The 26,679-nt window shown below is 67.7% G+C and carries 25 protein-coding genes; 5 read left to right on the top strand and 20 right to left on the bottom strand.

The window, feature by feature from the left end; translation table 11 throughout:
- Positions 1 to 276 precede the first annotated feature (276 nt).
- Positions 277 to 900: an outer membrane beta-barrel protein gene (locus ACVOK1_RS14195; protein WP_481562438.1), complete on the top strand. Its 624-nt coding sequence runs from the start codon at positions 277 to 279 to the stop codon at positions 898 to 900.
- A 146-nt stretch (positions 901 to 1,046) separates the two neighbouring features.
- Complete coding sequence (locus ACVOK1_RS14190; RefSeq protein WP_481562437.1) at positions 1,047 to 1,925, top strand: hypothetical protein; 879 nt, start codon at positions 1,047 to 1,049, stop codon at positions 1,923 to 1,925.
- Positions 1,926 to 2,065: 140 nt separating this feature from the next.
- On the opposite strand, the gene ribD is transcribed toward ACVOK1_RS14190, so the two are convergent.
- The 5 genes from ribD to ACVOK1_RS14165 form a co-directional block, all read right to left on the bottom strand.
- Positions 2,066 to 3,151, bottom strand: coding sequence for a bifunctional diaminohydroxyphosphoribosylaminopyrimidine deaminase/5-amino-6-(5-phosphoribosylamino)uracil reductase RibD (gene ribD, locus ACVOK1_RS14185; protein WP_481562436.1), 1,086 nt, complete (start codon positions 3,149 to 3,151; stop codon positions 2,066 to 2,068).
- A gap of 120 nt (positions 3,152 to 3,271) precedes the next feature.
- Entirely contained in the window at positions 3,272 to 3,793 is a 522-nt protein-coding gene (nrdR, locus tag ACVOK1_RS14180; RefSeq protein WP_164074855.1) for a transcriptional regulator NrdR, read from the bottom strand.
- A gap of 96 nt (positions 3,794 to 3,889) precedes the next feature.
- Positions 3,890 to 4,324, bottom strand: a complete 435-nt coding sequence (locus ACVOK1_RS14175) for a hypothetical protein (RefSeq protein ID WP_481562435.1) — start codon at positions 4,322 to 4,324, stop codon at positions 3,890 to 3,892.
- A 197-nt stretch (positions 4,325 to 4,521) separates the two neighbouring features.
- Positions 4,522 to 5,775, bottom strand: a complete 1,254-nt coding sequence (gene glyA / locus ACVOK1_RS14170; RefSeq protein ID WP_481562434.1) for a serine hydroxymethyltransferase — start codon at positions 5,773 to 5,775, stop codon at positions 4,522 to 4,524.
- A gap of 255 nt (positions 5,776 to 6,030) precedes the next feature.
- Positions 6,031 to 6,510: an RcnB family protein gene (locus ACVOK1_RS14165; RefSeq protein WP_481562433.1), complete on the bottom strand. Its 480-nt coding sequence runs from the start codon at positions 6,508 to 6,510 to the stop codon at positions 6,031 to 6,033.
- A 254-nt stretch (positions 6,511 to 6,764) separates the two neighbouring features.
- Here ACVOK1_RS14165 and ettA point away from each other — a divergent pair, with 254 nt between their 5' ends.
- On the top strand, positions 6,765 to 8,429 hold the full coding sequence (ettA, locus tag ACVOK1_RS14160) for an energy-dependent translational throttle protein EttA (RefSeq protein ID WP_079220603.1): 1,665 nt from the start codon (positions 6,765 to 6,767) through the stop codon (positions 8,427 to 8,429).
- A 124-nt stretch (positions 8,430 to 8,553) separates the two neighbouring features.
- Entirely contained in the window at positions 8,554 to 9,870 is a 1,317-nt protein-coding gene (locus ACVOK1_RS14155) for an NCS2 family permease (protein ID WP_406233050.1), read from the top strand.
- Positions 9,871 to 9,939: 69 nt separating this feature from the next.
- Here the strand turns inward: ACVOK1_RS14155 and ACVOK1_RS14150 are convergent, their stop codons facing one another.
- From ACVOK1_RS14150 to ACVOK1_RS14135, 4 genes are all read right to left on the bottom strand, one after another.
- Positions 9,940 to 10,977: a fimbrial protein gene (locus ACVOK1_RS14150; RefSeq protein WP_481562432.1), complete on the bottom strand. Its 1,038-nt coding sequence runs from the start codon at positions 10,975 to 10,977 to the stop codon at positions 9,940 to 9,942.
- A complete protein-coding gene (locus ACVOK1_RS14145; protein ID WP_481562431.1) occupies positions 10,968 to 13,541 on the bottom strand; it encodes a fimbria/pilus outer membrane usher protein in 2,574 nt (857 codons plus the stop codon). The genes ACVOK1_RS14150 and ACVOK1_RS14145 overlap by 10 nt, the downstream gene beginning before the upstream one ends.
- 87 nt (positions 13,542 to 13,628) lie before the next feature.
- Positions 13,629 to 14,354: a fimbrial biogenesis chaperone gene (locus tag ACVOK1_RS14140; protein WP_481562430.1), complete on the bottom strand. Its 726-nt coding sequence runs from the start codon at positions 14,352 to 14,354 to the stop codon at positions 13,629 to 13,631.
- Between the two features lie 73 nt (positions 14,355 to 14,427).
- Positions 14,428 to 14,955, bottom strand: a complete 528-nt coding sequence (locus ACVOK1_RS14135) for a fimbrial protein (protein WP_406233056.1) — start codon at positions 14,953 to 14,955, stop codon at positions 14,428 to 14,430.
- Between the two features lie 432 nt (positions 14,956 to 15,387).
- On the opposite strand from ACVOK1_RS14135, the gene ACVOK1_RS14130 reads away from it, so the two are divergent.
- Positions 15,388 to 15,753 carry a hypothetical protein gene (locus ACVOK1_RS14130; RefSeq protein WP_406233058.1) on the top strand — a complete coding sequence of 122 codons (366 nt, stop codon included), beginning with the start codon at positions 15,388 to 15,390 and terminating at the stop codon, positions 15,751 to 15,753.
- A 30-nt stretch (positions 15,754 to 15,783) separates the two neighbouring features.
- Here the strand turns inward: ACVOK1_RS14130 and pncB are convergent, their stop codons facing one another.
- The 11 genes from pncB to xpsH form a co-directional block, all read right to left on the bottom strand.
- Complete coding sequence (gene pncB, locus ACVOK1_RS14125) at positions 15,784 to 16,974, bottom strand: nicotinate phosphoribosyltransferase (RefSeq protein WP_406233060.1); 1,191 nt, start codon at positions 16,972 to 16,974, stop codon at positions 15,784 to 15,786.
- 95 nt (positions 16,975 to 17,069) lie between these two features.
- On the bottom strand, positions 17,070 to 17,909 hold the full coding sequence (locus tag ACVOK1_RS14120) for a glycosyltransferase family 2 protein (protein ID WP_108767691.1): 840 nt from the start codon (positions 17,907 to 17,909) through the stop codon (positions 17,070 to 17,072).
- The gene (locus ACVOK1_RS14115) at positions 17,906 to 18,760 is read right to left on the bottom strand and encodes a glycosyltransferase family 2 protein (RefSeq protein ID WP_481562429.1); all 855 of its coding nucleotides are present in this window, start codon (positions 18,758 to 18,760) and stop codon (positions 17,906 to 17,908) included. Before ACVOK1_RS14115 ends, ACVOK1_RS14120 begins: the two co-directional genes overlap by 4 nt.
- A 655-nt stretch (positions 18,761 to 19,415) precedes the next feature.
- Positions 19,416 to 21,629: a type II secretion system secretin GspD gene (gspD, locus tag ACVOK1_RS14110; protein ID WP_481562428.1), complete on the bottom strand. Its 2,214-nt coding sequence runs from the start codon at positions 21,627 to 21,629 to the stop codon at positions 19,416 to 19,418.
- 9 nt (positions 21,630 to 21,638) lie between these two features.
- Positions 21,639 to 22,424: a hypothetical protein gene (locus tag ACVOK1_RS14105; RefSeq protein WP_481562427.1), complete on the bottom strand. Its 786-nt coding sequence runs from the start codon at positions 22,422 to 22,424 to the stop codon at positions 21,639 to 21,641.
- Positions 22,414 to 23,118, bottom strand: a complete 705-nt coding sequence (gene gspM, locus ACVOK1_RS14100; RefSeq protein ID WP_481562426.1) for a type II secretion system protein GspM — start codon at positions 23,116 to 23,118, stop codon at positions 22,414 to 22,416. Before gspM ends, ACVOK1_RS14105 begins: the two co-directional genes overlap by 11 nt.
- A complete protein-coding gene (locus ACVOK1_RS14095; RefSeq protein ID WP_481562425.1) occupies positions 23,093 to 24,256 on the bottom strand; it encodes a PilN domain-containing protein in 1,164 nt (387 codons plus the stop codon). Before ACVOK1_RS14095 ends, gspM begins: the two co-directional genes overlap by 26 nt.
- Entirely contained in the window at positions 24,253 to 25,116 is an 864-nt protein-coding gene (locus tag ACVOK1_RS14090) for a type II secretion system minor pseudopilin (RefSeq protein WP_481562424.1), read from the bottom strand. Before ACVOK1_RS14090 ends, ACVOK1_RS14095 begins: the two co-directional genes overlap by 4 nt.
- Positions 25,113 to 25,745, bottom strand: a complete 633-nt coding sequence (locus tag ACVOK1_RS14085) for a type II secretion system protein J (RefSeq protein ID WP_150455736.1) — start codon at positions 25,743 to 25,745, stop codon at positions 25,113 to 25,115. The genes ACVOK1_RS14090 and ACVOK1_RS14085 overlap by 4 nt, the downstream gene beginning before the upstream one ends.
- A complete protein-coding gene (xpsI, locus tag ACVOK1_RS14080) occupies positions 25,742 to 26,161 on the bottom strand; it encodes a type II secretion system protein XpsI (RefSeq protein ID WP_481562423.1) in 420 nt (139 codons plus the stop codon). Before xpsI ends, ACVOK1_RS14085 begins: the two co-directional genes overlap by 4 nt.
- Positions 26,158 to 26,574 (bottom strand): type II secretion system protein XpsH, encoded by a 417-nt coding sequence (gene xpsH / locus ACVOK1_RS14075; protein WP_481562422.1) that lies wholly within the window; start codon positions 26,572 to 26,574, stop codon positions 26,158 to 26,160. Before xpsH ends, xpsI begins: the two co-directional genes overlap by 4 nt.
- Positions 26,575 to 26,679 lie beyond the last annotated feature (105 nt).

Raw genomic sequence — 26,679 nt, 5'->3', positions numbered from 1 at the left:
GGGGGGTAATCTCCCCCCGCCGTTAATAGTTTTGTGTACGGGCGAACGGGGGCGCCATGTGTACCAGCGTGTACTGAAGGGGGTCGTATCCGTTCCCGCAGTAATGGTATCCGACCCTGCACGGATCCGACCCCCAGCTGAACCGACCGCCAGCTGTGACGTAAGTCGCTCGTAATCTGTAAAAGTTTCATTAAACTCAAGCCTCGGACGACATGAGGTCGCCACGGACTGCCAACAGGGTGGGCCGCCAATGGACTGCAATTCACAGGAAAATCCATGCGCAAGATCCTGATCGTGGCCGCACTGCTGGCCGCCGCACCGTTCTCGGCCTCGGCCGATGCCCTGAGCTACACCTACGTCGAAGGTGGCTGGACCCAAGCCAAGGTCAGCGACGACAGCCTCAACGATCCCAAGCTGGACGGCGGCTACTTGCGCGGTTCGGTGGCCCTTGCCGAGCAGGTGCACGTGTTCGGTGGCTGGAACTACGGCAGCAAGACCTACCACTTCACCGATGGCTCGGTGAAGCTGGAACTGAACCAGCCGGAGCTGGGCATCGGCTACCACATGCCCTTCAGCGACCGCGTCGACTACACCGCCGATATCGCCTGGGTGCGTCAGCAGGCCAAGGTCACCGACCGCCTGGACGGTTTCGCTGATGAAACCTTCAAGGACCACACCAACCTGGTGCGCGCCACCATGGGCCTGCGTGGCAAGCCCTCGCGCATGACCGAAGCCTGGATCAAGGCCGGTTACATGGATGGCGGCAACAATTTCGAAGGCACCTGGGTCGGCACCCTTGGTGGCCAGGTCAACTTCACCAAGACCTGGGGTCTGGTGGGCGAGGTCTCCGGCTACCGCGACGTCACCCAGTTCTCGGCCGGCGTCCGCGCCAGCTTCTGATTGCTCGATCCTCGTCGTGTAATCGAACGGGCTCCGCAAGGGGCCCGTTTTTTTATGGGCGCGCGCAGTGACTGCCATCGAACGTGCGTGCAAATGCGCTAGGCTTTCGCGCCTCTGCACTACCCCACTGGAAACGGAACACCGTCATGAAGACTCCCCTTCGCACCCTGCTCGCCAGCGCCCTGCTGTGCGCCCCCGTGTTCGCCACCGCCGCGACGGCACTGACGCCGGAACAGACGCTGGACCTGTACGCGCGCGTGCTGATTGAAGACGATGCCGCTGCCGCACGCACGCTCAACGACGCCATGCGCAGCGCGCACGATGGCAAGGACGCGGTGACGCCCACGCCGGGCGCACTGGCCAAGGCGCTGGCCGAACCGTGGATGGCGCTGCAGGCCAGCGTCGGCGGCACGCCCGATGCGGCCGCGACCGAAGCGCTGTACGCCAAGGTGCTGAAGGCATCGACCTGCCGCGCCACCGGCAGCAGCATCGAAGACAACGAGTACGTGGACGACCAGAAGATCGCCACGGTCGATTTCACCTGCAAGGTAGTGGACCTGGCCAGCGTGCGCCCGCTGTTCGCCGACAGCATGACCAGTGAAGACCCGGCCAGCCGCACGCGCTTCATCGAGGCCTACACGCAGGCGCTGAAGAGCGGCACGCAGCGCACGGTGAAGGGCAGCCAGAAGCTGTACTCCGGCGCCGAGCAGGCGTACTGGTTCAGTGGCAGTTTCGATGAGCTGGTCACCCCGGTGCTGGAAGCCATCGCGCCGTTCCAGGTGTGGATGGAAGATGCCGAAGCGGCCAGCGCACCGAAGGTGACCGGCGTGCCCGGCTGCGACCTGCTGCTGCAGCAGCACCGCAGTTGCGTGGCGAAGATCGCACCGGAGCAGATCAGCGGCGTGGACGCGATGGCCGACGAGCTGAAGGCCAAGGCGCAGGTGAAGTCGGCCGACGAGATGACGCAGGAGTGCAAGGCCCTGCGCCCGATCGCGCAGATGATGTGGACCGATGAGTGCGCGTAAGGCAGTAACGGCAAGCAGGCCACGGCGCCAACCAAGGTTGGCGTCTACCAGAGCACGGGAGATCCACGCCATGCGTGGATGGCTTTCACCGCATCCAGAGCACAGTAGATCCACGCCATGCGTGGATGGCTTTCACCGCATCACGCGCGCAGCAGCACCCGCAGATCGTCCCCCACCTGGCGCTGATCGACCACGCGCAGGCGGCGTTGCTGGTCCATCGTTTCAATACCGAGGCCAGCCAGCAGCGGGCGGCCGGTATCCCCCAGCAGCGTCGGTGCCTGGTACAGCAGCAGCTCATCCACCCAGCCGCCACGCAGCAGCGCGCCGGCCAGGGTGGCACCGGCTTCGGTGTGCACTTCATTGATGCCACGCTCGGCCAGCAGTGCCAGCACCGCGCCCAGATCCAGGCGTCCATCGATGCTCGGCACGCTGTCGAATTCGGCATCGGCCGCATCCGGCGCACTGACCGCGGCATCGTGCACGTACAAGGTCGGCGCCCCACCCTCGCGCACGCGGCTGCATTCCAGCGAGCGCAGGCGTGAATCCAGTACCACGCGCAGCGGCGGCATCACCTCGGTGTAGGCCAGGCGCACGGTCAGCATCGGGTCGTCGGCCAGCACGGTGTCGGCACCGGTAAGGATCGCGCCGGCACGCGCGCGCCAGTGCTGCACGTCTTCGCGCGCCGCCGCGCCGGTGATCCACTTCGAGCTGCCATCGGCCATCGCCGTGCGCCCATCCAGGCTGGCCGCCAGCTTCACCCGCAGCCACGGGCGGTTGCGCTCCACGCGCGACAGGAAGCCCTTGTTGAGCTCGCGCGCCTGCGTCACCATCAGGCCCTCGCACACTTCGATGCCTGCTTCGCGCAACAAGTCGAAACCACCGCCATCGACCTTCGGGAAGGGATCGCGCAGCGCCGCGACCACGCGCGACACACCGGCTTCGATCAGCGCCAGCGCGCACGGTGGCGTGCGGCCGAAATGCGCGCAGGGTTCCAGGGTAACGTAGGCGGTGGCACCGCGTGCCTCGCTGCCGGCCTCGCGCAGGGCGAAGACCTCGGCATGCGGGCCGCCGGCACGCTGGTGCCAGCCCTGCCCGACCACGCGCTCGCCATGGGCGATCACGCAGCCAACCATGGGATTGGGGCGGGTGGTGTAGGCGGCGCGCTCGGCCAGACGCAGTGCGTTGGCCATGTGCAGGTGGTCGAGGACGGTGAACGGCGTGGTCATGCGGCCATGGTAACGCCGCTGGTGTGGATGCATGCCATCGTGCCAACCAACGGTTGGCACCCACCAATGGACGGCCCATCGGTGCCAACCAACGGTTGGCACCCACCACCCACCCGGGCGTCAGCCCTTCTTTTTCTTGGTCAGGGCGATGACATCGCCCAGCAGCTGCAGCTGTTCGGTGCTGGACGGCAGGTCGCGCTCCAGCTTCTCGATCTCCTCGCGGAAATCAGCCACGTCCTCGAAGCTGCGGTAGACCGAGGCGAAGCGCACGTAGCCAACGTGGTCGAGCTTGCGCAGTTCGTTCATCACGAACTCGCCGACCCTGATCGAGGGCACTTCGCGTTCGCCGCTGATGCGCAGCTGGTGGACCACGGCGCGTACCGCCGCTTCGATCTTCTCTTCCGGCACGGCGCGCTTCTGCAGCGCGCGGTCGAAGCCGGCGCGCACCTTGCGCTGGTCGAAGGCTTCGCGGGTGCCATCACTCTTGACGATGGCCGGCAGTTTCAGCTCGACCGTTTCCAGGGTGCTGAAACGTTCGTTGCAGGCCTCGCACTCACGCCGACGGCGGATCGTCGCGCCGTCTTCGGAGACGCGCGAATCGATGACCCGTGTATCGGCATGCTGGCAGAAGGGGCAATACATGGAACGCCTGGCTCAGGGGGAATACCAATCTGTCATCGTCATGACAGCGTCGCAAAGGTACCTGAGAAGGACTTTTGCAGCAAATCCGGGCGGCGCTCAGCCTTGTGCGGCAAGGGGTTGCTGCCAGCGCAGCCACGCCAGATGCGCAGCCGGCAGCAGCAGCGGCGGGTCGTACAGCAGCAGGCCGAAGCCCTCCGCGCGTTCGGTCAGCCCGACCACCACGCCCAGCACGACGGCGGGAATGACCGTGAAGGCGCCGAGCAGCAGCAGGCCCCACCAGACCCGGCCCATGGCCTGCAGGCCCGATCGGCCCTGCAGCAGGAAATCGGCGCCGATGCGTACCCAGGCGACAATGCCAAGGGCCCCGGCCGCGCCCCAGCAGACCAGCAGCAGCCGGCTCAGCAGGCGGGTCTCCTGCATCAGGCCGGCGTACACGCCGACCAGGGCCACGATGCCGCCCAGCAGCAGGCCGGGCAGGCCGAACAACAGGGCCAGTGCGAGCTGCAGGCGTTTGTGCAGGCGCTCATCCATGTGCGTTGCTTCCTGGGTGCTGGGGTCAGAGCCCTTTTCTGCGAAAAGGGATCCGACCCCTGCTTCGCATGTGCGTTGCTTCCTGGGTGCCGGGGTCAGAGCCCTTTTCTGCGAAAAGGGATCCGACCCCTGCTTCGATCCGGATGCCCGGGGTCGGATCCCTTCCCGTCAGGAAAGGGCTCCGACCCCAGGATCGATCAACCGTAGACCGGGTACTTGCGGCACTGCGCGCTGACGGCGTCGCGCACGCGGGCGATGACGGCGTCATCGGCCGGGGCGTCGAGCACGTCGGCGATCCAGTTGGCCAGGTCCACGCAGTCCTGTTCGACGTAACCACGGGTGGTCACGGCCGGGGTGCCCAGGCGCAGGCCCGAGGTCACGAACGGCGAACGCGGGTCGTTCGGCACCGAGTTCTTGTTGACGGTGATGTGGGCCTTGCCCAGCGCGGCTTCCGCGTCCTTGCCGGACACGTCCTTGCCGATCATGTCGACCAGCATCAGGTGGTTCTGGGTGCCGCCGGAGACGATCTTGTAGCCACGCGCGATGAGCGTGTTGGCCATCGCCTGGGCGTTCTTCACCACCTGCTGCTGGTAGGCGGTGAAGCCCGGCTCCAGCGCTTCCTTGAAGGCCACGGCCTTGGCGGCGATGACGTGCATCAGCGGGCCGCCCTGGATGCCCGGGAACACCACCGACTGCAGCTTCTTGACCAGGTCTTCGTCGGCACCCTTGGCGACGATGATGCCGCCGCGCGGGCCGCGCAGGGTCTTGTGGGTGGTCGAGGTGACCACGTGGGCATGTTCCAGCGGGTTCGGGTAGACGCCAGCGGCGACCAGGCCGGCCACGTGGGCCATGTCGACGAACAGGTAGGCACCGACCTTGTCGGCGATGGCGCGGAAGCGCGCCCAGTCGATCACCTGCGAATAGGCCGAGAAACCAGCCACGACCATCTTCGGCTTGTGCTCCAGGGCCAGGCGCTCGACTTCGTCATAATCGATCAGGCCCTGGTCGTTGACGCCGTACTGCACGGCGTTGAACAGCTTGCCCGAGGCGTTGACCTTGGCACCGTGGGTGAGGTGGCCGCCGTGGGCCAGGCTCATGCCGAGGATGGTGTCACCCGGCTGCAGCAGGGCGAAGTACACAGCCTGATTGGCCTGCGAACCGCTGTGCGGCTGCACGTTGGCGTAGTCCGCGCCGAACAGCTGCTTGAGGCGATCGATCGCCAGCTGCTCGGCGATGTCCACGTATTCGCAGCCACCGTAGTAGCGCTTGCCCGGGTAGCCTTCGGCGTACTTGTTGGTCAGCTGGCTGCCCTGGGCCTCCATCACGGCCGGGCTGGTGTAGTTCTCGCTGGCGATCAGCTCGACGTGGTCTTCCTGACGCTGGGTTTCGGCGGCGATGGCCTTGGCCAGTTCGGGATCGTAGGTTTCGATGCGGACGTCACGCGGGAACATCGGTTACTCCGGCAGGCAGGGAAAAGGGGGTACGGCACAGCCCCTGATTGTAGCCCCGTGGCGGCCTGCCGGGGCCGAAAGGGACGGGGCCGGATCCCCGTGGAGGAGATCCGGCCCCGTATGGTTTTGCCGGTGGGCTCTGGGGTCAGAGCCGTTTCCTGCGGAAAGGGATCCGACCCCGTCAGCGACCCCGTTGCCTGGATGGGGTCAGAGCCCTTTCCTGTGGAAAGGGATCCGACCCCGTCAGCAACAGACTCAGCGGCTGAGCACGTACTGGGCGATGACGCCGGTGGCGATGGCCACCAGCAGCATATTGCCGCGATCATCCCGGATCCACTGGTGGCCGTACGGCGGGCGACGCAGGTGGTAGCGCGGGTAGTCGTTCACCACGTAGACCGGGCCGCGGTAGTAATCGCGGTAGCGGTGGCCGATCTGCCAGCCGTAGCCCGGGCCCGGGCGATAGCCGGGGCGGTAGACCACGCGCGGCGGCGGCGGTGCCGGATGGTAGTAGCGGCGGTCATGGTCGCGGCGCCAGTCACGGCGCGCATCGCGGCGGTCGCGTTCGTAGTCGCGGCGTGCCTCGCGGACGTCATGGCGGTACTCGCGGCGATCGTCGCGGCGGTCCTCACGCCACTCGCGGCGGTCACGGTGGTCGTTGTCGGCAAAGGCCGGGGTGACGGCGCCCAGCGCCAACACAGAGGCCATGGCCCCGGCCACGATAAGGGTGATGCGCATGACAGACCTCTGTAGAAGTGGATGGTGATGTCCATATTGCGCAACCGATCTGAACCGTTTCCGGCTGGAAACGCTTCCCGCTGACGCGTTCCACTCGGTATTCAGGCTTCGGCCAGCCCCACGGGGGCCCGGCAGGCGCGGCCGCGAACCGGTTCCGGCTATAATTGGCGGTATTCCATTCAGTCTGTGCCCGCTGTCGTCCGGGATCTTCCCGCTGACGGACGGGTGCAGGGCCGCGCCCCTACGGAGACCTCATGTCCTCGCAATACATCTACACCATGAACCGCGTGTCCAAGGTGGTCCCGCCCAAGCGGCAGATCATCAAGGACATCTCGCTGTCCTTTTTCCCGGGCGCGAAGATCGGCCTGCTGGGTCTGAACGGCGCCGGCAAGTCCACCGTGCTGAAGATCATGGCCGGCGTGGACACCGATTTCGAGGGCGAAGCCCGCCCGCAGGCCGGCATCAAGGTCGGCTACCTGGCACAGGAACCGGAACTGGACCCGACCAAGACCGTGCGTGAAGCGGTGGAAGAAGGCGTGGGCGAAGTGCTGCAGGCACAGGCTGCGCTGGACGCGGTCTACACGGCCTATGCCGAGGAAGGCGCCGACTTCGACGCGCTGGCCAAGGAACAGGAGCGCCTGGAGGCGATCCTGGCCGCCGGCGATGCGCACACCCTGGAAAACCAGCTGGACGTGGCCGCCGATGCGCTGCGCCTGCCGCCGTGGGATGCGGTGGTCGGCAAGCTGTCCGGTGGTGAAAAGCGCCGCGTGGCGCTGTGCCGCCTGCTGCTGCAGAAGCCGGACATGCTGCTGCTCGACGAACCGACCAACCACCTCGACGCCGAGTCGGTGGAATGGCTGGAACAGTTCCTCGCGCGCTACACCGGCACCGTCGTGGCGGTCACCCATGACCGCTACTTCCTGGACAACGCCGCCGAGTGGATCCTGGAACTGGACCGCGGCCGCGGCATTCCGTGGAAGGGCAACTACACCGACTGGCTGACCCAGAAGGATGAGCGCCTGAAGCAGGAAGACAACCAGGAAAAGGCCCGCCAGAAGGCGATCCAGAAGGAACTGGAGTGGTCGCGCCAGAACGCCAAGGGTGGCCGCACGAAGGGCAAGGCCCGTCTGGCCCGCCTGGAAGAGCTGCAGTCGGTCGATTACCAGAAGCGCAACGAGACCAATGAAATCTTCATCCCGCCGGGCGAGCGCCTGGGCAACGCGGTGATGGAGTTCAAGAACGTCTCGAAGAAGTTCGGCGACCGCCTGCTGTTCGACAACCTGAGCTTCCTGGTGCCGGCCGGCGCCATCGTCGGCATCATCGGCCCGAACGGTGCCGGTAAGTCGACCCTGTTCAAGATGATCACCGGGCAGGAAAAGCCGGATACCGGCGAGATCGTGGTCGGCCCGACCGTGAAGCTGTCCTACGTGGACCAGAGCCGCGACGCGCTGGAAGGCAACCACAACGTCTTCCAGGAAATCGCGGGCGGCCTGGACATCCTCAACATCAACGGCATCGAGATCCAGTCGCGCGCCTACATCGGCCGCTTCAACTTCAAGGGCCAGGACCAGCAGAAGATGGTCGGTTCGCTGTCCGGTGGTGAGCGTGGCCGCCTGCACATGGCCAAGACCCTGCTGCAGGGTGGCAACGTGCTGCTGCTCGACGAACCGTCCAACGATCTGGACATCGAAACCCTGCGTGCGCTGGAAGATGCGCTGCTGGAGTTCCCGGGCAACACCTTCGTCATTTCGCATGACCGCTGGTTCCTGGATCGCATCGCGACCCACATCCTGGCGTTCGAAGGCGATTCGCACGTGGAGTTCTTCCAGGGCAACTACCGCGAGTACGAAGAAGACAAGCGCCGCCGCATGGGCGACGACGCCGCGCCGAAGCGCCTGCGCTTCAAGGCGCTGAAATAAGAAAGGAAGAACGGCCGCGCTCTGCGCGGCCGTTCTGCATTCTGGTAGGTCACCACCGTTGGTGGTGACGGAAGGCGTACCGACCAACGGTCGGTACCCACCACCAACGGTTTGAGATTTCCCCATGTCCCTGTTCGAACGCCTGTTCCAGCTGCAGCAGCACGGCACCACCGTGCGCACCGAGCTGCTGGCCGGTGTCACCACCTTCCTGACGATGTCCTACATCGTCTTCGTCAACCCGGAAATCCTGGGCACCACGGGCATGGATGCCGGCGCCGTGTTCGTCGCCACCTGCCTGGCCGCGGCGCTGGGTTCGGCAGTGATGGCTCTGGCAGCCAATTTCCCGGTGGGCATGGCGCCGGGCATGGGCCTGAACGCGTTCTTCGCCTTCACCGTGGTCGGCGCGGCCGGCCTGCCGTGGCAGCAGGCACTGGGCGCGGTGTTCATTTCCGGCCTGGTGTTCCTGGTGCTGTCGCTGACCGGCGTGCGCGCGTGGCTGGTGGCCGGCATTCCGTCGTCGCTGCGCTCGGCCATCGTGGCTGGCATCGGCCTCTTCCTGGCGATCATCGCGCTGCAGAAATCCGGGGTGATCGTCGGCAACGAAGACACCTTGGTGGCGCTGGGCCCGCTGAACACGGCACCGCCGTTGCTGGCGCTCGGTGGCTTCCTGCTGATCGCGGTGCTGGAAGCACGCCGCGTGCGCGGTGCGATCCTGATCGGCATCCTCGCCGTCACCGGCGCCGGCTGGGCGCTGGGTGACGTGCAGTACCACGGCCTGGTCTCGCTGCCGCCGAGCCTGTCGCCGACCTTCCTGCAGCTGGACCTGCCCGGCCTGCTGCACCACGACGGCGGTGCGCCGATCGCGGTGCTGCTGCAGGTGGTGCTGGTGTTCGTGCTGGTGGAAGTGTTCGATGCCACCGGCACGCTGTACGGCGTGGTCGGTCGTGCCGGCCTGCTGAAACTGCCGGGCGCGCAGAAGCGCTTCGGCCGTGCGCTGCTGGCCGACAGCACCGCGATCGTGGCCGGTTCGCTGCTGGGCACCAGCAGCACCACCGCCTTCGCCGAAAGCGCCTCGGGCGTGCAGGTGGGCGGCCGTACCGGGCTGACCGCACTGGTGGTGTCGGCGCTGTTTCTGGCCGCGCTGCTGTTCTCGCCGCTGGCAGCGATGGTGCCTGCCTATGCCACCTCGCCGGCGCTGCTGTTCGTGGCCGGCCTGATGCTGCGCGAACTGGTGGAAGTGGACTGGAGCGACCTGACCGAATCGGTGCCGGCGGCGCTATGTGCGCTGGCGATGCCGTTCACCTATTCCATCGCCAATGGCCTGGCCTTCGGCTTCATCGCCTACGCCGCGCTGAAGGCCGGAACCGGCCGCTGGCGCGAGGTGCACCCGGCGGTATGGCTGGTGGCGACGCTGTTCGTGCTGCGTTACGCGCTGGAATAAGGCGACCGCGCTGCGCGCTCGCCGGGCATGGCCCGGCGCTACCGGAACATGCGCGGTGCCGGCGGCAGGTCAGTTGTACGTGATCGTGAACGTCGCGGTGCCGTTGGCCTCGCCTGCTCCCACCGTACCGGCCTGGGTCTGGATGTAGCGCGCGCGCAGCGGCAGGCTCATCGACGAGGTGCCGGTGACCGTGTCACCCAGCATCAGGCTGTCGCCGAAGGTGATGTTCTGCTCGCTGCTGCCGTTGCGGCGCACGATCTGGATGCCGATGCGGGTGGCGCTGTTGCTGCCGCTGGTGATGGCCAGCGTGCCGGGCTGGTTGCCACTGGCCGACGTCGCATCGAGCTGGATGCCGATGGTGCTCTGGTACTGCGCCACGTTGCTGCCCTGGCAGCGCAGGGTGATGTTGAAATCACGATCCACGGCACGCGAACCCACGCCAGTGAAGGATGAGTTCGGCACGTTGCCGAAATCCACCACGATGTTGCGGCTGCCCGCGTCTACTTCACAGGTGGGGCTGACGACGGTGGTGCCGATGCCGCGGAAGCTGGACGTCAGCACCGGATCCGAAGGGCCATCGCCATCCAGGTAGTACGTGGTGAACGGCCCATTGGGAGCGATCGTGCCGGACCCCGTCTGTGCGGCGGTCTTGATCAGCTCGATCCGGAAGAAGCCCCCGTTCAGCGAACCGATGGTGTACGGGCTGAGGTAGATGGTGTGCGGGTAGTAGGTCTGGATCGAGCCGGAGTCTCGATACAGGCGGATGCCCACCCCATCGACACCCGTACGGTAGACATTCTGGAAGCCCGACACGGCCTGGCGCTGCGCCGCGTTGATGAAGGCACCAACTGCGGTGCCCCCACGCCAGTCGCAGCTGACGATGCTGTTCTTCTGCGTGATCGGCACGCTGAGCTGCTTGATCACGCCGCCGACGGGTGTGCTCGGCAGGATCACGACCTGGCCCATGTCCATCTGCACGTCCTGGACGACGAAGTTGCGCGTATTGATCGAACACGACGCCAGCGCCTGCCCCGACAACCCCAGGCCCATGCCCGCGGCCAGCAGGCCCATCGCCAGGGTGCCCCGGCGGAACGTCTTCATCGGCATGCTGCCTCCACGGCAATCAATCCGGCAGGGCCGGCCGTGGTGCCCGCAGGCACCGTGTATTCAAGGGTACAGCGCTGGTCGGCGGCAACGCCCCACTCGACCTGCAGCTGGCCGCGGTCGTGCTCGCTGCGCACATAGACGCGGCCACCCTGCCCGACCATGCCCACCGGCTGGCCCTGCTCGTCCTTCACCTGCGAGCCGAACGGCAGCGTGCTGCCATCGGCATTGCGGACCTGGATGAGCAGCGCACGGCCCTGGCGCGTATCGAAGCGCAGGTAGCTGATGGCACCGGCATACGGCGCGATCGACTGGCTGCTGCCGTCCAGCTCCACGTCCTGCGACATGCCCTGCGGGTCGAGGGTGACCGTATTGAGGCGGTACGGCGAAACATAGGGCACCACCGCGTAGCCACGACCGTCGATGCGCAGGCCCGGTGCGTTGGTGACGCGTGCGTCGCGCGCGCCCTTGGCCTCGACCAGCACCATGGTGTCGCCACGCTGCGGGGTGAAGGTAACGCCGCCGGCGTGGACCACCAGGCTGCCGTTGGCGCCCACCGATGCCTGGCGGAAATCGCTGGACTGGCCGTAGGAGCCACTGAGCGATGCATAGCGGCTGCGGTACTCGGCGTTGGCAGTGGCGGTGGATGCGCCGTTGCGGCTGTCCGAGAACGCTGCGCCGTAGGTGAAGTTGCCATCCGCGCCGGCCGCGCCGGTCATGCCGATGCGGCTGTTGTCGTAGCCGCTGCGGTCGCGCACGCCGACGTCGGCACTGAAGGACATCGGCTGGCCGCTGCGGCGTCCCAGCGGAACACTGAGCGACAACAGGTACTGGGTGTCGGCCGTGCCGCCGTCGCCCTGCTCGGTCCGCACGGCGGAGATGCCGTAGTTCAGCGAGCGCCAGGCGTTGTTGTAGCCCAGCTGGTACTGCTTGCTGGTGCCGGGGCGATCATAGAAGTCGCGCATCGCACCGGTGAGGTACAGCGCGCCCCCATGTTCCCCCAGCGGCTGGTTCAGGGTCAGCTGGAACTGGCTGCGCTGGCGCCCACGCAGGGAGGGATCGATGCCGCGCGCGTCGTCCTCGCGCGCCAGCAACGCATCCTGCTGGCTGTAGAAGCCGCCGGTGGAATAGCGGTACGCGGCCAGCGCGAAGTTGGTGTTGGTCTCACTGATGAGGTTGGCGTAGCTCAGGCGCACACTGGCACCGGAACGGCCGGCCATGTGATCGAACTCCGTCCGCGCGTGGGTGACATCGACGGCGAAGGCACCCAGCGGCGTGGCCAGGCCGACGCCATACAGCACCGAGCCGTAGCCCTTGCCCAGCGCGCTGCCGCCATACACGGTGAAGCGGTTGCTGAGGCCGCGCTGGTAGGTGCCCTGCAGCATCCATGGGTCATCCAGCAGCTGCGCGCTGCGCACCTGGCCGGCGGTGAGCGCATAACGCGAAACGCCCTGGCGCAGCATCTGCGGCACCGAGCCGAACGGCACCTTGAACGCGCGGCGGCGGCCATCGGCCTCGATCACCAGCACTTCAAGGTCGCCGCCGTAGCCGGTCGGGTACAGGTCATCAATGACGAAGCTGCCCGGCGATACGGTGGAGGAATAGATCAGCTGCTGGTTCTGCCGCACTTCGATGCGCGCGTTGGTCTCGGCGATGCCGCGCACCACCGGTGCGTAGCCACGCAGCGAATCAGGCAGCATGCGATCATCGGTGACCAGGCTGATGCCGCGGAAACCGATCGAATCAAACAGTTCGCCACTGGTGTAGGCATCGCCCACGGTCAGCAGGCCGCGCACCTGCGGGATACCGCGCTGGGCGTAGGTGGCGATGCTCTGCCAGTGACGGCCATCGCCGCTGTTCCAGGTCAGGTTGGAATCATGGCGGAACTGCCAGCCCCCCAGATTCAGGCCAGCGTTGAGGCCGAGATAGGCACTCTGGTTGCGGCCACCGTCTTCGGTGCGCAGATCGCTGTTGATGGCGTTGAAGCTGTAGCCGACGAAGCCGGCGTTGATGCCGCGGTCCCACAGCGCCGGGCTGACGTAGCCACGCGCCTGGCGGCGCAGGAACACCTGCGGAATGCTCAGGTCGTAGCGCAGGTTGCCGCCGTCGTAGGCGCCGAAGGCATCGGCCATGCGCTGCTGCACCGGCACGCAGGCAGCGGCATCGATGGCCAGTGCCGGATCCTGCTGGGCCAGCACGGCTTCGCTGTTCACGCCAAACTCCTCCAGCAGCGGCATGCCGAGGCAGGCGTCCACCTTGCCCTGTGCGTCAGCCTTGAACTGCAGGTCGCGGCGGCCCTGCCAGGCGCCATTGACGTAGATGTCGACGCGGTAGGTACCGGCGACCATCGGGTTGCCGTTGGCGAAGGAGGACAGATCCACCTTGCCGGCCTGCCCGGAAAGGAAACTTGAATTGAACTGGGCCTGTTCCGGCACGCGCGCGGTTGCCGCAGCGCTCTGCGCCATCAGCGCCTGCTCGCCGAGGTTGGCCGGCGCCGCCACGGCCCATCCTGGGCAGGCGATACCCGCAGCCAGCAGGCACACGGCCTGCTGAATCGACAATGTCAATCTGTTTCCAATCACACTGACATTCCTAGACGACGGCCGCGATGCAGCCATGACGGGGGGGCGCGCTGCCTGCATGCAGCCGTTCGATCAGCTCCCGCTTCCGACGGTGACGGTGCGCTCCACGCGCCCGCCGAAATCATTGATTGTGGTGAAGCGCACCTGCGCGGTGGTGGCCGGCACGGTGAACTCCAGCTGCTGGCCAGGTGCCAGCATTTTTCCCTCTTCCTCGACCACGGCATCCTGGGTGCCTGCCAGCGCACGCACTTCGGCCAGGGTGACGTGGAACGGGCTCGGATTTTCCACGCGCAGGCGGTTGCCCGTGCGGCTCCAACGCAGCAGCGCGGGCGCATCGTTGGCGGTGCCAGCCAGCCCCTGCGGGCGATAGAACAGCTTCAGGCGCGAGCGGAATGCAACCTGCAGCAGGTTCTGCTCTTCGCCGGGGGTGGCCTGCGGCGAGGGCGGCACATCCAGCACGTTGAACCAGAACACCGATTCACGGTCGCTGGGCAGCGCCTTGCCGGTGAAGATGATGCGCAGCGCCTGGCTGCGGCCGGCTTCCACGCGGCTGATCGGCGGGGTCAGCACGAACGGGGCGTCGCTCGTTTCCGGCGTCTGCTCCGCATCACCCGAATCAATCCAGGCCTGGACCAGCGACGGCGTGTCGCCGGTGTTCTCCACCTGCACGGTCACTTCGCGCGACTGCGCCGGATAGATCACTCGGGTACCGTTGATGACGACACCAGCCAGGGCGCTCTGGCACAGGGGCAGCGAGAGCGCCGCCAGCAGCAGCGCCCGGGAAAGGATGGCTTTCATCGGAAGGACGACCCGGGAAATGGAACGAAGCCCTGCCCGATGGCTGCATCGGGCAGGGAGGGTGCAGCTACGATCAGTTGTAGATGATCGTGTACTTGACGCTGCTGGCGACGTCGCCGGCGGTCGACTGGCCGGTGGCGAAGTACTGGGCGGCGTAATCCAGCTTGGCCGCGCCCTTGTCGGCGACATCGGTCCAGGTACCGGCCTGCAGCGTGCCGGTGCCACTCACCTTCACCACGCTGCCGTTGGCGGTCAGCAGCTGCAGCTGCACGTTGCTGGCGCCGCCGTTGACGGTGTTGACCAGGTTGCCGGTGCTCGAGTCGACGGTGACGCCCGGCTCGAAGTAGGTGGCGACCTTGCCGGCAGAGCAGTTGGTCAGGTTGATCGAGAAGGCGGTACGGCCAGCGACGTCACCGGCGGTCTTCAGGGCGGTGGTACCGACCGGCGGCAGGGGAACGGTGAAGTCCTTGCTGGAGCCGGCATTGATCTCGCAGGTCTTGGCGTTGACCTTGCCGGTGAAGCTGATCGTGCCATCGGCAGCGTTGGCGGCCAGCGGTGCGGCGGCGAGCAGGAGGACGGCGAACAGATTGATCTTGCGCATTTGCTTTCTAACCCTACTGAGAAATGTGGACGTAGAGGAGGAAGCAAGGAGCACTGCCGGGCATCAGACCCATCCTTGCGTCTCACCTGTGGCCGGACCCGTGATGAAGCCATCCTTGGGGCCCGAGACGACAGTATAGATCACAAATGTGATGCAGTTCACGCATTAGATGTGTCGCATCGCACATTGACGCCAAATATTTGGCGCGATACCCCGCCATGCGTTCGACGAGTTTCGAACGCACGTCACACTCCTGCAGAACGTGGTTTACACGCGTGTCACGCTGCGAGGAGGAGGCTGTTTTCAAGGCAAAAACGCAATATTTGACGCGCATCACTATTGCTCAGTGACGCGCCTTCCAGATCGGAATTCTGACCCTTAAAGACTGTTCGGGGCTGTCGTTAACAGACTCATACCGAACCAGAGAACGTCATGAAGACCTCGATCCTGCTCTGCGTGGCCCTGATGGGTGTCAGTTCGCTGGCACATGCCGATGGCGGCACGATCCGCTTCAGCGGTCGCATCGTCGATCCGGGCTGCTCGGCGCGCGTGGACGCACAGCAGCTGCGCCTGGAAGGCTGCCCGCTGTCGGCCAAGGGCGCGACGGTCGCACTGGTGGCGATGGATGAAGGCCAGGGCGCGGTGCTGCGCGATGGCAAGCGCCAGGGCCAGCAGCTGGCCGTGGCCGCACGCAGCCTGCGCGCGGGTGATCTGGTGTTCTCGGAAAGCTACCGCCTGGAAGCCCCGAAGCAGCAGCCGCTGCAGGGGGCTTACCTGGTGCGCGTCGACTACCCCTGAGCCTCCCGCCCAGGCAGACCGCCCCGGGGATCAGCCCTGGGGCGCTTCCGGCGGCAGTTCGAAGACCTGGCGCAGGTAGCTGAGGTAGCCCGGGTCGTCGCACATGCTCTTGCCCGGCGAATCGCTCAGCTTGGCCACCGGCTGGCCGTTGCAGCGGACCATCTTGATGACGATGTTGAGCGGGGTCGGGCCAAGATCGTTGGTCAGGTGCGTACCGACGCCGAAGGCCACCTGGCAGCGCCCACGGAAGTAGTCGTACAGGCGCATGACCTTGGTGATGTCCAGGCCGTCGCTGAAGACCAGCACCTTGCTGCGCGGATCGACGCGGCGCTGCTGGAAGTGGGCGAGCATGCGATCGCCCCAGTCGAACGGGTCGCCCGAATCGTGGCGCACGCCGTCGAACAGCTTGCAGAAGTACATGTCGAAATCGCGCAGGAACGCATCCAGGCCGACCACGTCGGACAGGGCGATGCCGAGGTCGCCGCGGTATTCGCGCGCCCAGGACTCCAGCGCCGCCACCTGCGAATCACGCAGGCGCGGGCCGAGGGCCTGGAACGCCTGCAGGTACTCGTGGGCCATGGTGCCGTGCGGGGTCATGCCGTACAGACGGGCGAAGTGCACGTTGCTGGTGCCGACCAGCTGCGGGCCGAGCGCATCGCGCAGCAGCGGCAGCAGGCGCGCATGCCAGTCGCGCGAGTAGCGGCGGCGGCTGCCGTAATCGGCGATGCGGCACTGTTCGAACCCGGGGGTGTCGCGCAGCAGCGCGGCCTTGGCCTGCAGGCGGCGTTCGCCCTCGGCGAAATCAGCGGTGGTGGTATTGCGGAACCAGACTTCGTTGATGATCGCCAGCAGCGGCACTTCGAACAGGATGGTGTGCAGCCAGGGGCCGGTGATGTCCAGGTCGATCTCGCCCGGCACCGTCGTCGACGGCTTCAGCTGGATGTACTTGCGATCCAGGTGGAACAGGCCGAGGAAATCGGCGAAGTCGGGCTTCACGAAGCGCAGGCCACGCATGTAGTCCAGCTCTTCGTTGCTGAAGCGCAGGCTGCACAGGTGGTCGATTTCTTCGTTGATCTGGTCGATGTAGCTCGCCAGGTCGATACCGGGGGTGCGGCACTTGAACCGGTACTGGACCAGGGCGCCGGGGTGCTGGTGCAGCACCGCCTGCATCATGGTGAATTTGTACAGGTCGGTGTCGAGCAGGGACTGGATGATGGCCATGGGGCAATTATGCGCCCGTTCTGGTGAATCGCGTTTCCCGGCCGGGCTGCGGGTAGATCCACGCCATGCGTGGATGCCCCCGCCCCACCCCGCCGTCAGAGCGCCTTGCGCAGCAGCCGCGGCACCAGCATCAGCGCATGCGCCCAGATCGCGCCCCACACCAGCACGCGCACTGGCGCCGAGCGCTGCTTCGCCTCGAACTTGCTGAAGTAGCGCCACAGGCCACGGTGCTTGTGCCATTCGACGAAGAACGGCCGCGAGCGGCTGGACACCCCGCGCACGTGCGTCACCCGCAGATCATTGGCGATGGCCACCACGCCGCCGGCCTCGCGCACGCGGCGGCACAGGTCCAGGTCTTCGGCGTGCAGGCGGTAGCCGGCATCCCAGCCACCGAGGCGGTCGAACAACGCACGCGGCATCAGCAGCAACGCACCGGACAACGCCGGCACCTGCTGCATCGCCTGCGCCGGGTCGCGCGGAATGGCCAGGCGCCCGCCACGTCCGGGCGAACGCAGCATGGCCAGGAAATCGGGATCGCGGCGGCGCACGGCGTCGTCGGCAAAGCCATGTTCGTCCACCTGCTCCACGCCCAGCAGGCAGTCACCCAGTTCCAGCGCGCGCAGGCGCAGCGCCGCCAGGGTGTCCTCCTCCACCAGCAGGTCGGGATTGATGAAGGCCAGCCAGGGGCTGCCTGAATCGGCCACGCCCTGGTTGTTGGCGGCGGCAAAGCCGGGGTTGTCCGGGTTGCCGATGAAGCGCACGCGCGGGTCGTGACTGGCGTGGCGCTGCACGATTTCCAGCGTGTCATCCTGCGAACCGTTGTCCACCACCCGGATCTCGGCCACGTCCTGCGCCTGGCGCAGGCGCGACAGGCAGGCATCGATGGTGCTGCCGCTCTGGTAGGTGACGACGATGGCGGCGATGGCAGGGTTCAAGCAGGCGACTCCGGCGGCGGTGGCGTGGCGAACAGGTCGCCCTGCTCTCGCGGCATTATCGCCTGCTGCAACCGTTGCTGCAGGTCATCGCGCAGCGCATGCAACGGGTCGTGCATGAGGAAATCGGCCAGCCGCGGCATCCAGCCCGGCCAGCGCGCGGCCAGGGCCTCCAGATCGCCCTCGCGGCTGACGGCCTCGCCGGCGCGGCTGACGAAGGCGTTTTCGCACAGCACGTTGCGCCAGCCGAGCCCCGCCATGCGCAGGCTGAGGTCGACCAGCGCCGCATTCCAGCCAAGGTAGCTGTCGGTGTCGAGGCCACCGGCACGGCGCCGCGCATTGCCGCGCACCAGCACCGCGTGGGTGACCGCCGAGGGCAGTTCCGGGTGCAGGTTCGGCAGGCTTGCACAGGTGTGGGCCAGCAGCGCGGTATCGGACGGCTCGGGATTGATTTCGCCCAGCCGCGGCCATGCAGCGGTTTCGCCGGCATTGCACCAGGGCGTGGCGGTGGCGATGGCGGCATCGCGGGCGAAGGCCGCCTGCAGCTGCTGCAGCCAGCCGGGCGCGGGGACGCTGTCCGGGGCGAGCACGGCCACGTCCAGTCCGTCGCAGGCGCGCAGCATTTCATCGAGGTGGGCGACTTCGCCGAGCGGTCGCGCGCGGCGGGTGTATTCGGCCTGCAGCGGCGTATGCGCGAGCCAGTGCTCGACCACGGCCTGCGCCCGCGGCCCGGCCTGTGCGTCATCGGCCAGCCATACCGCGGTGCCCGCGGCGGTGCCGGCGTCGAGCGCGGCCAGGCAGCGGTCGAGCGCTGCATCGTCCACGCCCAGCGGCAACAACACGATCGCCCCCATCCCGCCTCCGTGGTAGTCGCTGGCGGTAGCGTAGCACTGGCAGGGCTGCGCCCTGCACCTGCCGAGGCAACGGCAACGGCAACGGCCAGAGCAACAGCAGAAGCTGGGTTCCTGGGGGATGGCGGGGTGGGTCCGGTTGAGGGGGACGCCGTAAACCCGTCCATGGGGGCTTGGTCGCGGCATCCATGCCGCTCACACCCCCTCAACCGGATCCCCCCCGCCTTCGACAGACCTCCGCGATCTGTCAGAGCACGGGGTCGGATCCCGTTACTGCGCAACGGGCTCCGACCCATGTTGAATATTGATCTCTGATGGAAAAATCGTGTCGACCAAGGTCGACACCTACCAAAAGCCGCGCGTCCCAGTAGATCCACGCCATGCGTGGATGAATTCATTCGATATCCGACAGATGTGCCGACCAACGGTCGGCACCCACCAACAGCAGCCGTAGCCCACAGCCGCGTGAAACTGTCGAAGGCTGGGCACTGTGGGTTTGCGGGGTGTGAGCCGCATGGATGCGGCGACCCAGCCCCCATGGATGGGTTTACGGCGTCCCCGCAATCCCACAGTGCCCCGCCATCCCACGGAATGCAGGCTTTTGACGTTGAAGTTGATTCTGCAGGTGCAGGGCTGCAAGCCCTGCCACAAAAAACCCTTACTTCTTGCGCTCGCGGGTGGGGAACGGCTCCATCGCGCGGAAGCGGTTGCTGTACTCATCGGTCAACGTCCGCGCTTCCTGCCCGTTGCGCACGATCGTCGGGGTCAGCAGCACGATCACTTCCGAACGCTTGTTCACCCGCGTCTTGTTGCCGAACAGACCGCCGACGATCGGCAGCCGGCTCAGGCCCGGCACGCCCTTGGAACCGTCCTCGTCGGAATTGGTGATCAGGCCTGCCAGCATGATCGTGTCGCCGCTCTGCAGCGCCGCCTCGGTGGAAATCTTGCGGGTGTTGATCGGCGGGTTGCAGGTGGTCTTGGTCGGGTCGCAGCCGGTCGGAATGGCACCGGCCGAGCTGACTTCCTGCACGATGTCCAGGAACACCACGCCATCACGGGTGATGCGCGGGCGCACCTTGAGGATCACGCCGGTGTCCAGGTACTGCACCTGGCTGTAGGTGCTGTCGCTGATGCCGGTGTTGACCGACACCGAGTTGATCGGAATCTTGGTGCCGACGTTGAGCTGCGCTTCGGCGTTGTTGCGCACGAAGATGGACGGGGTCTGCAGCAGGCGCAGGTTGGTCACCTGGTCCAGCGCGCTGACCACCGCGGCGGCGTTCTTGCCGAGGAAGGTCCAGCCGGTCTCGGTGCCGGTGATGGCGCCGGCGAAGCTGCCCCAGATGTTGCGCCCCTGCGCACTGGGCAGGGTGGCGCCGCCGGTGGCGCCGGTGTAGCTCTGCCCCTGCACGGCGTTCTCGAAGAACCAGTTGACGCCGTACTTCAGGTCGCCGTTCAAGTCGACTTCGGCCACCTGCGCTTCGATGTGAACCTGCAACGGCATCACGTCCAGCTTCTCGATCACTTCGCGGATCGAGCGCCAGGCCTGCGGCGTGGCGCGCACCAGCAGTGCATTGGTTTCTTCCACTGCCGAGACCCCGACGGTGTCACCTTCCACATCGAGGCTGACGCTGATGTTGCCTTCCTGCCGCTGCGGCAGGTTCATCGTGCTGGTCATGCCGCCGTTGGCGCTGGACGAGGTGCCGGTACCGTTGGTGTTGTTGCTGCTGCCATCGCTGGTGTTGCTGAAGGTGTCGCCACCCCGGCTGTCCAGCTGCATCGGCGTCGCGCCCGGCGCCAGCCCGGCGCTGGACCCCCGGTTGTTGCGGTTGTTGCTGCTCGCGAACGCTTCGGACAGGCGCTGGGCCAGGTCGCGCGCCTTGATGTAGCGCAGCTCGTAGGAGAACAGGCGGGCGCTGCCACCGGCGGTGTCGATGCGGTCCAGCCACTGCTGGATCTGGTCCAGGTAGCGCACCTGCGGGGTGATCACCAGCACGGCATTGGCGTTTTCCAGCGGCAGGAAACGGAACATGCCGGCGCTGGGCGTCTTGCTGTCTTCGCCGAAGACTTTCTCCAGGTCGCTGGCGACCTGCTCGGCCTTGCCCGACTGGATCGGGAACACGCCCACCGACATGCCCGACAGCCAGTCGACGTCGAAGATCTCGACGGTGTGCAGGTAGTTTTCCAGCTCGGCGCGGGTACCACCGAGGGTGATCACGTTGCGGCCGGTATCGACGTTGACGATGGCGTTGGGCCGCGCGTACGGCTCCAGCACCTTCTTCATCTCGCTGGCGGAAATGAACTGCAGCGGCACCACGCGCACTTCGAAGCCGCGGGCACTGGAGGCCGGCGCGGTGCTGGGTGCGACGGTGCCGGCCAGCGCCTGGTCGGCGGCGACGATGTTGTAGCGGCCACCGCTGTAGACCATGCGGGCGTTGTTCCAGCCCAGCACCATCTCCAGCAGGTTGAGCGCCTGCGCCGGCGACACCGGCTTGGGCGTGGCCAGGGTGACCGTGCCCTGCACGCCCGGCGCGATGACGTAGTTCTGCCCCAGCATGTCGCCGAGGATCGCCTTGACCACCGCGTGCACCGACTCGCCTTCGAAGTTGAAGGTGGCGCTGCCGCCGCTGGCCGAATGCAGGGCCGGTGACGGCGCGCGCGCGGCCTCGCGGTTGATCATGGTGCCGCTGCCACGGCGGATCACCGCCTGCGGCGTGCCGGCGGCGGCGTCACCTTCGACCACCTGCGGATCGGCGGCGGCACCGGCCTCCGGTGGCGGCGTGGTGGCACTGCGATGGACATGCGGGCCGGACACGGTGGCGCAGCCGACCAGCAGCGTCAGGGCAAGGGACCAAGGCAGAAAACGCAGGTTCATGCATTCACTCTATCGGTTGGAGCCATCGCCCGGGGGCGGCGACGGTTGTTGCTGCTGTTGCTGCAGCTGACGGCGACGGGCCTGGATGCGTTCGCGGATGGCCTGCATCTGCGCGTCGCTGGGGCCGTTGTTGTTGGCGGCAGGAGCTGCGGCCGCTGGCACGGCGGCAGCGCCTGACGGCGATACCACGTTGCCATCGGCGGCGCGCGGATTGGCCACCGCCTGTGCGGGCGGCGGTGGCGGCGGCGGCACGACGCCCGCCGGTGGAACAGCGCCATTGGCGCCGCGCAGCACGGTCGGCGGTTCACCGCCCTGCCCGTTGAAGGTGGCCAGTTCCAGCACCTGGCTGCCGCTGGGGCCGATCACCGTGGCCTGGCGAGGCTCCAGTGCGACCAGCTGCCAGCCATCGACCGCCTCACCATTCAGGCGCAGGCGCACCGAGCGGTTCTGTTCCGTGGTGAAGGTGGCCATGCTGAAGCTGTCGGTGAGCAGCACGCCGGTCAGGCGCAACGCGGCACTCGCGGCCGGTTCGCTGCCGCCCAGCAGATACGGGCGCGGCCGCCGGTCTTCGGCAAACAGCGGGCGTTCGCCGATGGAGCTGAAGCTGTCGGCCGCGGCCATGCGCTCGGCGGCCATCGGCGGCAGGGTCGGCAGCGTGGCCTGTGCGGCGGCATCGCTGTCGGCGGCAGGCAGGCGACCGCCCAGGCCGAAGCCGGTGGCCAGCCATGTAGCGCCCGCCCAGCCGGCCAGGGCCAGCAGGAAGCCGGTGCGCAGGGTGATCGGGTCACGTTTCATCGGTGCCCTCCGCTTCCACCGGCGGCTCGGCCGGGACAGGGCTGGCATCGGCGGCAGGCGCCGCTGCAGGGGTATCCGTCGCAGGCGCGGCGGCGGCATCGCCACCGGCCCCGGGCAGCAGGTAGCCGGCCAGTTCGAACGACACGTCCAGGCCCAGGCCCGATTCGTTCGCCGATTGCTGGAAGCGCTGCGCGATCAGGTTGAGGTTGTCGACGAACAGGCGCGGGCTGCCGGTTTCCAGGCTGTGCAGCACGGTGACCAGTTCGGCCACGCCACAACGCAGGCGCACCTGCATGGCCACGCGCACGAACTCGGCATCGCGGCGGTTGTCGGTGAGCGGCGTGCGGTTGCTGATGGTGCAGCTGCGGTTGCCCGGGCTGGCCGTGGCCACCGCATCCTGCACGCGCGCGCCGAGGGCCGCGGCGGCGGCTTCGGCGGTGGCTTCGCGCAGGAAACCGGGGCGCTGCTGCAGGGCCTCGCGGGTCTGCTGCAGGCGCTGTTCGATCTGCGGCTGCTGCTGCAGCTGCGCCTGCACGCGCTGCTGGCGCTCGCGCAGCGCGGCGACGTCGTCGTTGATGGCCAGCAGTGGCTGGGTGAACCACGGGTGCACCAGCAGCAGGTAGGCCAGGCCCAGCACTGCCACCAGCAGCGCCAGCGCCAGCCAGCGGTCACGGCGTGCGCTTGGCATCGGCATCGGCCGCCTCCTTGGCTGGGGCGGCAGGCGCGGCGGACGGGGCCGCCGGCACCGGCTGCAGCTCGGCGGTCAGGGTGAAGCGGTCACGGCCGCTGCCGGCGCCGTCGGCCTGCAGCACGCCCGTCAGGTTGACCTTGCGCCACTGCGGTGCGTCCTGCAGCAGCTGCACCAGCTGCGAGGCTTCGCTGCTGAGGCCGATCAGCTGCAGGTTGTTGTTCTCGATGGCCAGTTTTTCCAGGTAGGTGCCATTGGGCAGGCGCTGGGTCAGTTCGTTCCACAGCTCCACCGTGCTGGCGCGCTGGGCGCGCTGCTTTTCCAGGAACGCGGCACCGTCCAGCAGCGCCTGCAGTTCGCTGCGCTCGCTGGCCACGCCACGCGCACTTCGGGCGCTGCGCTCGACCTCGTCGCGCAGCGCGTCGGCGGCCTCGCGGCGGTTGTCCAGCAGCTGTGCGGCAGCCAGCACCAGCATCACCAGTGCAGCCAGGCCAAGCAGCAGGTTCCAGCGCCGCATCGGGTCATGCCGCGGCTGGCGCTGGGCCTGCGGCAGCAGGTTCACCTGCAACGGCTGGCCCTGCGCGTCGAGGGCATCGACACCGGACAGCGCATCGGCCCAGGCGCCCACCTGGCCGCGCCAGGCATCGAGCTGGCGCAGCGGCCAGGCCACCAGTTCAACCTGCAGCAGGCCTTCGCCGGCACTGCCGCGTTCGCGTACGTCATAGCTGACCTGGCTGGATTCGAATGGCGTCTGCCGATCAATCTCATAGCCGACCACCGCACGCAGGCGGTCGCCGGCGGCCATCGGCAGGCGCAGGTTGCGGCGCAGGACCTGCGGTTCGGCCAGCAGCCAGACCCGCGGCAGGCTGCGCAGGCGCGCGTCGAGGACGCGGTCCAGTTCAGCCGGCTGGGTCGGCCATGGCAGGCTGGCCACGGGTTCCAGGCCCTGCCCGGCTTCGCGCCAGACCTGCAGCAGGTCGCCCTGCCGCTGCAGCAGCAGGCGGGTCTGCGACCAGCCCAGCGCCCACTGCCAACGCGCCGGTACCCAGGCCAGCAGGGACTGCCGCCACCAGCGCAGGAAACGGCCCGCACCTGGGCCAATCCGCCCCTGCACCTGCCGCAGGCTGTCCTGCCATGCCGTCATCTTGCTGCCATTCCCTGCTCCCAGCGAAGCACCGTGTAGGTTCGTCCGGGCACACCGCCCGATCCATTGCGTACCACCGCCTGCAGGACCGACGAGCGACCGCTGCCGTCGATGGCACGGGTCTCGATACTATAGGTGCCGCTGCCGCTGGCAAGCATTGACGGCGCCGCACCGGAACCTTCGTCACGCTCCAGCTGTGCGCGCTGCGCCAGCACCTGCTCGGCATCCAGGCCCAATGCGGTCAGCACCGGCGCCCCCGCCACGCGCGGATCCGGCCGCGCCTGGCGGCTGTACAGCGTCAGATACGGCAGCATCGCCGTGTACAGCGAGGCACGCATGCCGAGCACGCGCTGCAGTTCGCCCAGGGTTTCGAAGCGCTTGTTGCGCGGCCCGTACGGCAGGCCCGCCGCTGCATAGTCCGGCGCCTCGGCGCCGCCACCGGGCTGCAGCAGGCTGTCGGCGTCGCGCCAGTCGATGATGGCACCGGCCAGCTGCCGGGCCTGCTCGGCAGGTTCGCCCAGCGCCTGCAGGAACGCAGTCAGCAGCGTGGCGTCGGCCAGGTTCAGGTTGATCTTGCCGTTCTCGTCCAGCACCCGGATCTCGACCGGGACATCGTCGTACTGCCAGCGGTAGGTGCGTCCATCGGCCTGCCAGGCCGGCCGCTGCGGGTCCGGGCGCAGGCGCAGCAGTGCATATTCCAGCCCGGCACGGGCACGTTCCTGGCCCCGCGCGTCATCGTCGAGCACGCGCTGCTGCAGGTGCTCCACGCGTGCGGTCAGCGCAAAGGCACCGACCAGCGCGGTCATCAGCGCGATCAGCCACAACACCAGCACCAGGGCGGCCCCGCGCTGTGCCTTCATCGTGCACCGCCCATGCCGCCGCTGCGCGGTGCGACCACCAGCGGCGGCCACGGCGCGCCACGCTGCGGCACGATCTGCACTTCCACCAGCAACGGCAGGCGCCGGGTGTCGTCCCAGCGCGGCAGCCAGTCGCTCATCTGTCCATTGGCCGGGTCGATGCCGCGGTAGCGCAGCGTCACTTCTTTCAGTGCGTCGGCCAGCACTTCGGGCGGACGCGGCGGTGTTTCCGGCAGGCGCTCGCCTTCCTGCAGCAACACCAGGTCCAGCAGCAGGCGGCGCTGGCCGGGCGCGCCATCCACCTGCAGGGTATGCAGGTAGGGCCCGCCGCGACCGAGATAGCCGGGCAGATCGGCGACGAACTGCATGCCTTCATCATCGCCCTGGAAAAACACCGGCTCGCGGGTGGGATCAGGCACCTCGATCGGGCTGCGCAGCGCACCGCCCAGCTGGCGCCGCAGCAGCGCCTGCACCGCGCGCATGCGTTCGCTGTCAGCCGCGATCTGTTCGCCGCGTTGGCTGACCGCCATCGCCGCACGCACGCTGGCGAATGCCAGGGCCAGGCCACCGGCCAGCAGCACGGTGGCCAGCATCACTTCGACCAGGGTGAAGCCGGCAGCGCGACGCTTCATCGTGCGCCCTCCAGGTCCGGCGGTAACAGGCGCAGGCTGCGCCACTGCAGTTTCTCGCGTTCGCCGTCGCCCCAGCGCACCTGCAGCTGCAGTTCGGCCAACCACGGCGCACCCGGTGACTGCATCGGCGCGACATCACCGGCACGCGGCTCGCTCCACGGTTGTACCTGCAGCTGCCAGTGGTAGCGGCCCTGTTCCCATTCGCCACTCTGGCTGCCGACCTGCAGCGGTGCGTCGACGCCGGCGCTGGCCAGCAGCGATTGCGCGTGCAGCACCGCACGGGTACGCAGCTCGCCATCGCGGACCTGACGCGCGCCGCCGGACAGGCTGCCCAGCAGCAGGGTCAGGGCCAGGCCCAGCAGGGCGAACGCCACGATCACTTCGAGCAGGGTGAAACCACGCGCCGACTGTTTCATTGCGCGCGCCACGGACCGGAACGGACCTCGCCGGTCAGCCAGCCGACATCGATGCGCCATTCGGCGGCGTCGCGCTGCAGGCGGATGCGGCCGCCACTGGAGCCGCCATCGGGATGGAACTCGATCACGCCCTGCCCCGGCACATCGCTGAGCTGCGCGGCGCCTTCAAACACCACCTGCACCGGCTCGGGCACGCTGCCACGGCGCTCGTTGGCGCCCTGCCAGCGGTGCTCGGCCGGTTCGATGACGAAGCGCTGCGGTTCGCCGCGAGCAATCGCCTGCGCGCGCACCATGCGCAGCTGGTTGGCGATGTCCTTGCCGGCACTGCGCAGCTGCATGCCGGCGAAGCCACGCGACAGGCCTGCCGCGGTGATCAGGCCGATGGCCGCGATCAGCGCGATCACCAGCAGCATCTCCAGCAGCGACAGGCCGGTGGCGGGGGGGGGCGGGGGGGGGGGGGGGGGGGGGGGGGGGGGGGGGGGGGGCGGGGGGGGGGGGGGGGGGGGGGGGGGGGGGGG

The organism is Stenotrophomonas sp. STEN087 (assembly GCF_056759115.1).
This window is presented reverse-complemented; position numbering and strand designations above follow the sequence as displayed.

Excerpts from the sequence above, each read along its gene's own strand:
- ACVOK1_RS14195 (WP_481562438.1), top strand. The coding sequence starts at position 277 with ATGCGCAAGATCCTGATCGTGGCCGCACTGCTGGCCGCCGCACCGTTC.
- ACVOK1_RS14190 (WP_481562437.1), top strand. The coding sequence starts at position 1,047 with ATGAAGACTCCCCTTCGCACCCTGCTCGCCAGCGCCCTGCTGTGCGCC.
- ribD (WP_481562436.1), bottom strand. The coding sequence starts at position 3,151 with ATGACCACGCCGTTCACCGTCCTCGACCACCTGCACATGGCCAACGCA.
- nrdR (WP_164074855.1), bottom strand. The coding sequence starts at position 3,793 with ATGTATTGCCCCTTCTGCCAGCATGCCGATACACGGGTCATCGATTCG.
- ACVOK1_RS14175 (WP_481562435.1), bottom strand. The coding sequence starts at position 4,324 with ATGGATGAGCGCCTGCACAAACGCCTGCAGCTCGCACTGGCCCTGTTG.
- glyA (WP_481562434.1), bottom strand. The coding sequence starts at position 5,775 with ATGTTCCCGCGTGACGTCCGCATCGAAACCTACGATCCCGAACTGGCC.
- ACVOK1_RS14165 (WP_481562433.1), bottom strand. The coding sequence starts at position 6,510 with ATGCGCATCACCCTTATCGTGGCCGGGGCCATGGCCTCTGTGTTGGCG.
- ettA (WP_079220603.1), top strand. The coding sequence starts at position 6,765 with ATGTCCTCGCAATACATCTACACCATGAACCGCGTGTCCAAGGTGGTC.
- ACVOK1_RS14155 (WP_406233050.1), top strand. The coding sequence starts at position 8,554 with ATGTCCCTGTTCGAACGCCTGTTCCAGCTGCAGCAGCACGGCACCACC.
- ACVOK1_RS14150 (WP_481562432.1), bottom strand. The coding sequence starts at position 10,977 with ATGCCGATGAAGACGTTCCGCCGGGGCACCCTGGCGATGGGCCTGCTG.
- ACVOK1_RS14140 (WP_481562430.1), bottom strand. The coding sequence starts at position 14,354 with ATGAAAGCCATCCTTTCCCGGGCGCTGCTGCTGGCGGCGCTCTCGCTG.
- ACVOK1_RS14135 (WP_406233056.1), bottom strand. The coding sequence starts at position 14,955 with ATGCGCAAGATCAATCTGTTCGCCGTCCTCCTGCTCGCCGCCGCACCG.
- ACVOK1_RS14130 (WP_406233058.1), top strand. The coding sequence starts at position 15,388 with ATGAAGACCTCGATCCTGCTCTGCGTGGCCCTGATGGGTGTCAGTTCG.
- pncB (WP_406233060.1), bottom strand. The coding sequence starts at position 16,974 with ATGGCCATCATCCAGTCCCTGCTCGACACCGACCTGTACAAATTCACC.
- ACVOK1_RS14115 (WP_481562429.1), bottom strand. The coding sequence starts at position 18,760 with ATGGGGGCGATCGTGTTGTTGCCGCTGGGCGTGGACGATGCAGCGCTC.
- gspD (WP_481562428.1), bottom strand. The coding sequence starts at position 21,629 with ATGAACCTGCGTTTTCTGCCTTGGTCCCTTGCCCTGACGCTGCTGGTC.
- ACVOK1_RS14105 (WP_481562427.1), bottom strand. The coding sequence starts at position 22,424 with ATGAAACGTGACCCGATCACCCTGCGCACCGGCTTCCTGCTGGCCCTG.
- gspM (WP_481562426.1), bottom strand. The coding sequence starts at position 23,118 with ATGCCGATGCCAAGCGCACGCCGTGACCGCTGGCTGGCGCTGGCGCTG.
- ACVOK1_RS14095 (WP_481562425.1), bottom strand. The coding sequence starts at position 24,256 with ATGACGGCATGGCAGGACAGCCTGCGGCAGGTGCAGGGGCGGATTGGC.
- ACVOK1_RS14090 (WP_481562424.1), bottom strand. The coding sequence starts at position 25,116 with ATGAAGGCACAGCGCGGGGCCGCCCTGGTGCTGGTGTTGTGGCTGATC.
- ACVOK1_RS14085 (WP_150455736.1), bottom strand. The coding sequence starts at position 25,745 with ATGAAGCGTCGCGCTGCCGGCTTCACCCTGGTCGAAGTGATGCTGGCC.
- xpsI (WP_481562423.1), bottom strand. The coding sequence starts at position 26,161 with ATGAAACAGTCGGCGCGTGGTTTCACCCTGCTCGAAGTGATCGTGGCG.
- xpsH (WP_481562422.1), bottom strand. The coding sequence starts at position 26,574 with ATGCTGCTGGTGATCGCGCTGATCGCGGCCATCGGCCTGATCACCGCG.